Origin of the sequence: Nonomuraea sp. NPDC059023 (assembly GCF_042740095.1) — a bacterium.
Taxonomy (GTDB): Bacteria; Actinomycetota; Actinomycetes; order Streptosporangiales; family Streptosporangiaceae; genus Nonomuraea.
The window spans coordinates 22,721-31,248 of the sequence record NZ_JBHYIO010000070.1 but is presented as its reverse complement, the minus strand read 5'-3'; the positions used below and the strand labels follow the sequence as shown (position 1 = coordinate 31,248).

General features: G+C 65.2%; 7 protein-coding genes. 3 read left to right on the top strand and 4 right to left on the bottom strand.

Annotated elements, in window-relative coordinates; genetic code table 11:
• Positions 1-568: 568 nt before the first annotated feature.
• Positions 569-754, bottom strand: a complete 186-nt coding sequence (locus ACFWYW_RS56080) for a hypothetical protein (RefSeq protein WP_379626833.1) — start codon at positions 752-754, stop codon at positions 569-571.
• Positions 755-871: 117 nt separating this feature from the next.
• Here ACFWYW_RS56080 and ACFWYW_RS56075 point away from each other — a divergent pair, with 117 nt between their 5' ends.
• Together ACFWYW_RS56075 and ACFWYW_RS56070 are read left to right on the top strand one after the other, a co-directional pair.
• On the top strand, positions 872-1,078 hold the full coding sequence (locus ACFWYW_RS56075; RefSeq protein WP_379626835.1) for a hypothetical protein: 207 nt from the start codon (positions 872-874) through the stop codon (positions 1,076-1,078).
• A 6-nt stretch (positions 1,079-1,084) separates the two neighbouring features.
• Positions 1,085-2,335, top strand: a complete 1,251-nt coding sequence (locus ACFWYW_RS56070; RefSeq protein ID WP_379626837.1) for a hypothetical protein — start codon at positions 1,085-1,087, stop codon at positions 2,333-2,335.
• A 593-nt stretch (positions 2,336-2,928) separates the two neighbouring features.
• Here ACFWYW_RS56070 and ACFWYW_RS56065 read toward each other — a convergent pair.
• Both ACFWYW_RS56065 and ACFWYW_RS56060 read right to left on the bottom strand, forming a co-directional pair.
• A complete protein-coding gene (locus tag ACFWYW_RS56065) occupies positions 2,929-5,103 on the bottom strand; it encodes a hypothetical protein (protein WP_379626839.1) in 2,175 nt (724 codons plus the stop codon).
• Between the two features lie 468 nt (positions 5,104-5,571).
• A complete protein-coding gene (locus ACFWYW_RS56060) occupies positions 5,572-5,793 on the bottom strand; it encodes a hypothetical protein (protein ID WP_379626841.1) in 222 nt (73 codons plus the stop codon).
• A 137-nt stretch (positions 5,794-5,930) separates the two neighbouring features.
• Between ACFWYW_RS56060 and ACFWYW_RS56055 the strand changes: the two genes are divergently transcribed.
• Entirely contained in the window at positions 5,931-6,932 is a 1,002-nt protein-coding gene (locus ACFWYW_RS56055) for an NAD-dependent epimerase/dehydratase family protein (protein WP_379626843.1), read from the top strand.
• Here the strand turns inward: ACFWYW_RS56055 and ACFWYW_RS56050 are convergent.
• Positions 6,929-8,296 carry a hypothetical protein gene (locus ACFWYW_RS56050; protein WP_379626845.1) on the bottom strand — a complete coding sequence of 456 codons (1,368 nt, stop codon included), beginning with the start codon at positions 8,294-8,296 and terminating at the stop codon, positions 6,929-6,931. The two genes, ACFWYW_RS56055 and ACFWYW_RS56050, sit on opposite strands and share 4 nt — an antisense overlap.
• Positions 8,297-8,528: the final 232 nt, after the last annotated feature.

Here is an 8,528-nt window from a genome sequence, read left to right as displayed (position 1 = left end):
CGCCGCCATCTGGCACAACTGGAACACCGGCGCACCCGTAAAACGGTCCCTGACCGCCTACGACCACTAACCCGAATTTCACATCAGCGATCTAGTCCGTAGCTGGAGAGCTGGACGCTTCGGCCGGCGATCGGTTGGCACATCATCCAGGTGTGCTCAAGGGGTGTCTCTGTGAGGCAGACAACACGTTGGCTGTCCTCGTACTTTGTGCCTTTGACGAGTGAAGCCGCCGGGCCAAAGCTGTTGAGGGCTCGCACCTCCTGAGCACCCAGGATGCCTAGGAGGGACAGCCGCGCGCTCGTTCCATCAGCCGAATCACGTGTCAGATGGACGAGGAAGGTCGACAGATCGCTTCGTCGATGGAGCAGACTCTCAATCGCGACCGGCTGCTGCGCAGGGGGAAATGACATAGCGCTCCCGGAGTAAAGATCAATCTACTCCTACTCTAGAGCTCGTGACGCCCCCTCGATCGCGCAAAGAGCAGGGTGGGGCGGTCCGTAGCCGTGGGCGGCCACCAGGCGGTATGCGCGTGCTGCTTTCAGCAGGGTACGGGCCGACGCCGTGGCGCTCAACGGAGCATGCGCGTGGCACGGACGACGCCCGGTCCGCGGCGTGTCTGCTCAGCCAACGACTGCAGTTGCTTGGGCACTTGAACCAGGTAGGTGACGTCATCACCTGCCTGGGCTTGGCGATCACGCTCGTGGCCCACATTCGCCGTCAGTTCGAAGATGCCGCCGACAATGTCATCTGTCATCGAAATGTCAGCGAGGGCCGGACGAGGTTGTGGGGATATCGCGACGCAAAGTGTCGTAGCCGTACGTCACTGTGGGGTGGTGTCTTCCTTGGCCATCGTGGGTGAAGGTGGGGATCGATGACCCGGTTGCGTGATCGGATTATGGCTGCGGGCGCGTCTGCGCCCAGCTACTACGACCTTGCCCTGGCAACGAGCCGGGTGCCGGGTTGGGAAGATACTGTCGAGCCCTTCCACGAGCTTCTGCTCGAGCCCGGCGGTGAGTGGGCCGCTCGCAGCATCCGGGCCAAGGTTGGCCAGGGACTGCGGACCGACATGCTGGGCTAGACGAAGGTGATCGCGGCCGAGAACGTCGCCCGCTACCTCACCGACACCTACACCCGCCCCGAAGATCTCTACACGATGCTGTCCACGGTGATCGTGGTGCCGCCACACGAGTGCACGTTCGTGGAGGTGCAGGGCGTCGAGAACTGGATGGGATATCACGCCTTCGGCTGGGCGGTGTCCCGCCAGCCCCGAAACAAGGGCGGCTGGGTGATGGAGGCGAACTTGTTCGTCGAATGGGACAAGGGCAAACCCTTCATCCTTGCCCTGATGACGTGGTTTCTGGGCGAAGACGGCCGCTACATCGCAGAAGGCGAGTTGCCCACTCCCTACACCAAGATGTCTTTCCCCCAGGACCCCGATCACCCGCGCATCGTGGAGAACCTCTGCGAGCAGCTGGTCATGCGGTACGGAATCGCCGTAGCGACCCTGGCCATGACGTTCGGGTTGATGCACAGCAAGAACGTCGACATCGTTGTGCAGGTTCCTGGCGAGAAGCAGTCACGAGCGCATCACAAACGTCGCGGTGTCCCCTTGACCCGATACTCGGTCTTGGACATCCAACCCGTGACCCAGGCCTTGGAGCGCGAGGGGAAGGCGAGCGCCGAGGGATTGGGCACCGCGCTCCACCTCTGCCGAGGGCACTTCAAGACTTACCGGCCCGAGGCGCCCCTGTTCGGCAAGCTGTCCGGCCAGTATTGGTGGAAGGAACACCCGCGGGGCAATGCCGAGCACGGCGAAGTCCATGCCAGCTACCGCGTGCATCCCGCTGACACCGACGCTGGCGTGGGGCGTGTCTACGAGCCGGTCGACGAGCACACCGAACTCGCGACGGTCACCCGCGAAGGGGGCGGGCGCGATCCCGATCTGGCTGGCCGGGGTCTTCGCGCTCACAACCGTGTCCAGAACCAGCTCGCCGAGGCGCTGCTGGCGGCCGGGTTGACGCCGTTGCGCCCAGCCCCGCACGAGAGCCAATACGACCTTGGCTGGGTCGCGGGCACACGCGATCTCTACATCGCCGAGGTCAAGAGCCTCACCGACGCCAACGAGGTCCAGCAGATGCGGCTGGCCATCGGCCAGGTGCTGCACTACACGACCGGGCTGGCCACATCGGCGGGGCGCGTTCATCCCGTCATCGCTTGCGAACGCGAACCAGCCGATGGCGACCTGGTCCGCGCGTGCCGTGACCACGGCATCGCGATCGTCTGGCCGGAGCGCTTCGCCGGCTGGCTCGCTGAGCAGAACGAAAGGAGGCGATGAGCAGTGGAGCTTACGCGCGATGACCAGGAAGGTTACGCACCGAGTCTGGATGGGTCTACCGCTCCAGCCTGCGACCGAGTAGGTCGCGGCCGCCATCTCAATGTGCCGCTGGGTTGTACGTCGTTGCCGAACTGGAGCGCGAACGATCTCGCGATCATCTCGATCTCTCCCTCGATGATCCAATACGGGCACGGCAAGTCGGCATCGTGGGGACCGAGCGATAGTGCCTGGCGCCTGCCCCAATGACCTTTCACACGACTGCCGGTCGCCGACCACGGAGTAGGAGCGCGCAGCCCACGCTGCCAGCATGGCTGTGTACATGGGCGTTGCCTGGGACTTGGTCCTGTATCTGAGCGACCTCGATCACCGCGACCGCATCCCTCGGCGACCTGGCGGTGTAGTGCTGAAACGCCTGGAACGACAGCCCGCCGTGTCATCGACCCCGCTAAACGGGCCACCCTGCGTCGCCTCGTCGGCGATGGTGTCTCAGTCACTGAAGCCGCCCGCACCCTCAAGTTCGGCCGCTTGACCGCTTACGTGGTCCTTGCCACCAACCCGGCCTGACCCGTTCACACGGCTTCTTGCGGTCTCCTTCAGGGCCGTGTGTGCGCGGGCGATGGGCTGAGGGGCAATGGCCACGCTTTGCGGAAGTCGTCGATGAGCTGCCAGGCCAGGTGCGGGTTCACGGCGAAGGCCGTGCGGGCCTTGGCCAGGCGGTCGAAAGTGGCCGGATGGTTGATCGGTTGGGTAGCGCGGTCCATGTGGTCCTTGTCGAGTGCGTCGTTGAACACCTGCAGGAGCGTCATGCAGAAATAGACGTAGCAGGCAAACTCCAGGCGCGTCTCGCCAGCTTGCTGGTCGTCGTCGAGGGGGTCGGCGGACAGGGTGGTCAGAATGTCGGCCAAAGGTGGCACCACCTCCTCGACCACCCCGGTGAGGTGATGGAGGTGGCGCAGCAGATTCGGCTGGTTCTGGACGGCCGGGTGGTGAAGGGTGGCCAGGGCTTTGCGGTGGAGCTCTTGTCCGACCAGCTCGAGGCACAGTTCGGAGAGTTTCGTCTGAGGATTACCCAGGCGGACGAGGCGGCGGGCAATGCGGATCAGGTCGCGGGCTTGGCCGCCGGCCAGGACATGACACAAGCCCACGTACGGTTCGTTCAGGCCGATGACCCGTTGATAGAGCAGGCGACGGGACTCGGCGTAGGTGAGGGGCGAGACGCGCAGGATCTCATCAAAGGAACTGTCGAAAACGTCCCGGAAAGGGAAACCGCGACGCTCGAAGGCGGTCATGGCATCGTCGGAGACCGACACCAAGAAGTAGACACCCGGGATGCCGAAGATGCCTTTTACCTCGTTGAGGAACTTCTCCACCTGGGTGGCCGAGCCGATTTTGTCCAGTTCGTCAACGCCGATGTACACGCTGGCACCAGTGCGGGACAGATAGCGCGCCACAGCCCGGGTGAAGGCGCGAAACTCCGCGACGATCTCGGGATAGCTGAGGGGTTGCTCGGCGCGCGACCAACCGCCGGAAGCCTGAGCTTCCAGCCCGACGCCGAGTTTGATCGCCCCCGACCAACCGGTGGTGTTGGTCTGCAGGAACCGGATGCGGGCTAGATCACGCAGGGCCCGACGGCACAGGCGACGCTCGGTGGCGAACAGCAGGTGGCGACGATAGACCAAGTGGCCATCGTGAACCAAGCTGACCACCAGGAACAGCCCGATCACGGCCTGGATCAGGAGAATGACGGCCGCTGAGAGCAGGTGGTCTAGGTGAGCCACCCAGATCAGCCCGGCTGCCAGGCCAAGGAACAGAACGAGGTTGAGCACGATATACAGCAGCCAGCGAGGCGACGACCACCGCCTATGCTGCCTCCAGGTACGGTGCGGGTTCCTGAACCGCCTCGCGCTGGCACGGCACACCTCTGCGAACAGGTGCAGCACGAAGTCACGCCCGCTGTAGTCGACCGGCGCCGAAACCAGGCAGGTGACATGGGAAGGCAGTTTCTGAGGTGTGGCGCAGTATTGACGGATGAGCGCCGATTTTCCCGTTCCGCGCACGCCAGCGATGCCGACACTGCCGCCGTTCATGCCGGCGAGCAGGGCCTCAATGTCGTCCCAGACAGAGGTGGGCACGTAGTAGTCGGACCCGTGCAAATCACGCAGCCCGGTGCTGTCTTGGACCGCGTAGTCCCGTTCAAGGCGGTCCTCACGGGCATCATTGATCGCGTACCGCACGACCTGAGTGAGGCCCTGCGCAGACGAGGAGATGGCGCCGATCAAACGGGTGCGAGCGGCGGCGAGTTGCCGTGCGACAGGGTCGCCATTCAAAATGATGCGCGCGCCCAGCCGAGTCGTGCGCACCTTCCTGACCCCGGCGGCTAACAGTGCCAAGAACACGCAGAGCCACGCCACCTCGGCCAGCACCGCCCAGGGCTCCCACCACACACTCACAAGAGCCCGAACGACCAGCAAGCAAACAGCGATGGCGCCACATAATGGCCACACAACAGCCAGAAGCTGGCTCCACGGGTCGTTGGCGGCGGTGCCGATGTATTCCTCGACAGTAACCTCATGCTGCGCCCGAGCGTGCTTGTACTGCTGGTATTCCTGCGGGGTCTCGACGAGCAGCGAGTCGATCATGCTCGTTGCCGTCTCATGGAGACGGCCGGGATCGACACCCAGGTCCTGGATGGATTCGGCGACTTCGGGGTTAGCCAGTTCGTCCTCCACCAGGGCGACGAGAGCGCGCTCAAGTACCGGATCATCCATGGCCACCTCTTGTCGCGGTCACTATTTACGCCTTGTCTCGGCATCGAGAATATTCTGCCTGATCGCCCTTATCGCCGTTTGCTCCTCTTGTAAATACTCCAAACTCCGACAGGAAATGATCTGATCCGGCTTTGAAATTGGACGGCAACCCTGTTTCCGGTCCGGTCTATAAATGTTAAACGGCCAAGCGAGAATTCCGATTCTGTTCGAGTGCTTCGCAAGGGACGCCGTAGCCACGAGCCAGACCGCCCCTGTCTCGCTAGCCCTGGAGAAGACCGTCCGCGCACACCGATCCGGCCTGCGAGAAGTCCCGAGCCAGACGTCGCTACCTCGGGCGGAGGCGGCGGTGAAGCCGAGCCGGTCGAGCGGCCGAAGACCTTGGATTCCTAAGGCAACGAACGGCAGACGATGGCCTCGGTCGTACTGCCAAACCCGACGTCCAGGTACCAGTCCCCGCCGGACGTTGACTCAGCCCAGGCCGTTGTCAGTCATACCGGGCAGGATGACGGTGGTCGGGCCACCCTCGCCTTCAGCTTGTACGTACAGCCGCCGGCCCCTGACAGCGACAAATCGGCCGGGCGCGGGGTTGCGTCGGAGATCCACCCGCTCGCTGAGCATCTGATAGGCGGCGCTACCGAAACCGGCGAAGGCGGCCAGGGCAAGGGCAACCATGAGGGGCATTGCTGTCACGGCGTGGCTCCTTCTGCGCGATGGGCTAGCTGAGCTGTCACGGTGTGCCTGCCTTATGCCTCTATGCCGAGAAGGCTCCAACCAACGTCTCGGCCCGCTCGATGGCCATCTCCGGCCCAGTGCGCCAGGATCGAGCCATGCGACTGCTGATCCTTGGAGGCACGTGGTTCCTCGGACGGGCGTTGGCCGAGCTCGCGATAGAGCGCGGGCACATCGTCACGACCTTCACCCGTGGCCGGTCCGGTAAGGATGTACGCGGCACCACCCCGATACGCGGAGATCGCACCAACAGCACCGACCTGGCGCACCTCGCCACAAGCGGCCCGTGGGATGCCGTCGTGGACACCAGCGGCATGACCCCGGCCATGGTCGAGACGGCCGCCGCTTGCCTGGCTGGTGCTGCCAACTTCTACGTGTTCACCTCGACGGTGAACGTCTACCGAGGTTGGCCGACCACTCCTCTCGATGACGCCTCCCCACTGCGGACCTACACTCCAGAACCCCCTTCTGGGGAAAGCGGGCTCGACAAGTACGGCCGCGAGAAGGTCGGCTGCGAGCAGGCTGTGACCTCCGCGTTCCCCGACCGCGCTGCACTGCTCCGGCCAGGGGTCATCATCGGCCCGTACGAGTACGTCGGTCGGGTCCCGTGGTGGCTGCGACGTCTCGCCCGCGGTGGCCGCGTACTGGCCCCCGGTACCGCTGCTTGGCCCATTCAGCCGATCGACGTTCGCGACGTGGCCGCGTTCGCGTTGGACACCGCCGAGCGGCAGCGGGCGGGCTCGTACAACCTGGCCGCCCCGATCGAATCGGCCACCTTCGGTGAGCTGCTCGACGCCTGCCAGCAGGCGACCGGCAGCGATGCCCGTCTGGAATGGGTCGACCACGACTTCCTCATCCGGCACGGCGTCCGTGAATGGGTGGAGTTGCCGCTGTGGCGACCGTACGCGGGCACATGGCGGCTGGACGCGGCCCACGCGCGTACGGCGGGCCTGGAGTGTCGGCCACTGGCGACCAGCGTGGCCGACACGTGGAAGTGGCTCAGCGACGCCGGGCAGCTCCTCGACCATGAACGCGCCGCCGAGCTGGGCATCGCACCCGAGCGTGAAGCCGAGCTCTTGGCCGCCTGGGACGCCCGCTAGGACCCGGCGGGCAGCGCGCGAACGGTGCTCCCCTGAACGAACATCGCCAGGTCGTCGCCGAGGTCCCGCGCCGCCCGCTCCGACAGGGTGGCGAGCCTGACACGCAGCCCGCCCAGCCGTTGCAGGACGGGGAACGACCGCATGTCGGCGGGGAGCTGAAGCGCCCCGCCGAGGCAGCCGCGGGCGTTGGTGAGGTCGCCGAGTAGCACGAAAGCTGTGGCCATTTCGATGCCGATCGTGGCCTCGACCATCTGAGATCGCTCGTCCTGCGGCAGGGCCTTGGCCATGTCGAGTGCCTGCTGAGTGTGGGTCAGCACTTGCCCGGTGAAGCGGCGCACCGCCGTGGGCTCGAATGCACCATCGCGCAGGTGAAGCAACTGCAGTAGGGCGGTGCTGAAACAGCGGTGCTGCCTGACCTCGTCCCACAGGAACACCCCGCCGATCGCCTGAAGTTCGTCGCCGCCCTGGTCGTTGGCGCGGGCCTCGGTCGCGGCCCGGATCGCCTGCACGGTCTTGTCAGCGTCGCCCACGTGCGACCAGGCCCGCGCGGCTATGCTCTGGACCCGGGCCGCAGCGAGCCCCACGGGGCGCTGTTCGACAGCTCTAGTGATCGCGATGACGGCGTCTTGGGGATGGCCTGCCCAGTAGGAGCTGGAGGCCATCAGTCCGCGCGCGTGCACGGCAAGCGGAACGTGATCGATGGAGTTGGCGAAGGACCAGGCCGCGCGAGCATGGTCGCGTGCCATCTTGGTCTCCCCAAGGTCGATGCATGCCTCGGCCAACAGCGCGGCGACCACGCTGGACATGAAGTTGAGCTCTCCGAGCTGCGCGGGCTTACGGGTCTGGCTCCTCCGGGCGGCGATCTGGTCGCGCACATCAACGAGCTCGGGGAAGAGCACCATGGGCGGGCTCTGGAGGAAGGTCCTGGCCAGCCGGATGACGTCGTCTTGCAGCTGCTCCATGGCCGCACCGCCGAGCGTGAGTTCCGCGTCGCCGGCGGCCTCCCTCGAACGGTCGGCGGCTTCCATCATCAATTCGTACAGTCCTCTGGCGCGGTCTTCGACAGGTGTACCCCGCAGGATGGAAGCCGCATCGACGCAGACGGGGGCGACGGTGTCGATGTCGGTGAGGAGGCTGAACAGCTCGGCTGCGGGTCTGCCGAAGATGTGGCCGAGGACCTCGCGAGCCCTCGGATGGGGTAGTCCCTTCAACCGGCCGGACAGCCACCGATCCCATTGCCGATCGCTGATCGTCAGATCGCGGTAGCCCACTTCCCTGGCCGTCCGCTCGAACAGCCGGGCGAAGCGGCCGTAATGCACGAGGTCTCGTTCTTCGGCAAGTTGCCTCAGCACGATGACTTGCACGCTGGTCCTCCTACCGGACAGGACGCGGCTCCGCCATTCACGGTAGAGCCGCGATGCACGGCGGGGAAGACGATCCACAACCGAGAACGAAGAAGTCGCCGAAGGGGCGCTGAAAGGGCGCTGAAAGGCCGTGAGGAGGCGCTGCCACGGCGTGGAGATGTCGCCGCTCACCAGCCACGATGCAAGTCCATCCATTGCATCCGAGCTGGCTGAAGGGACCGGACCTCGTGTC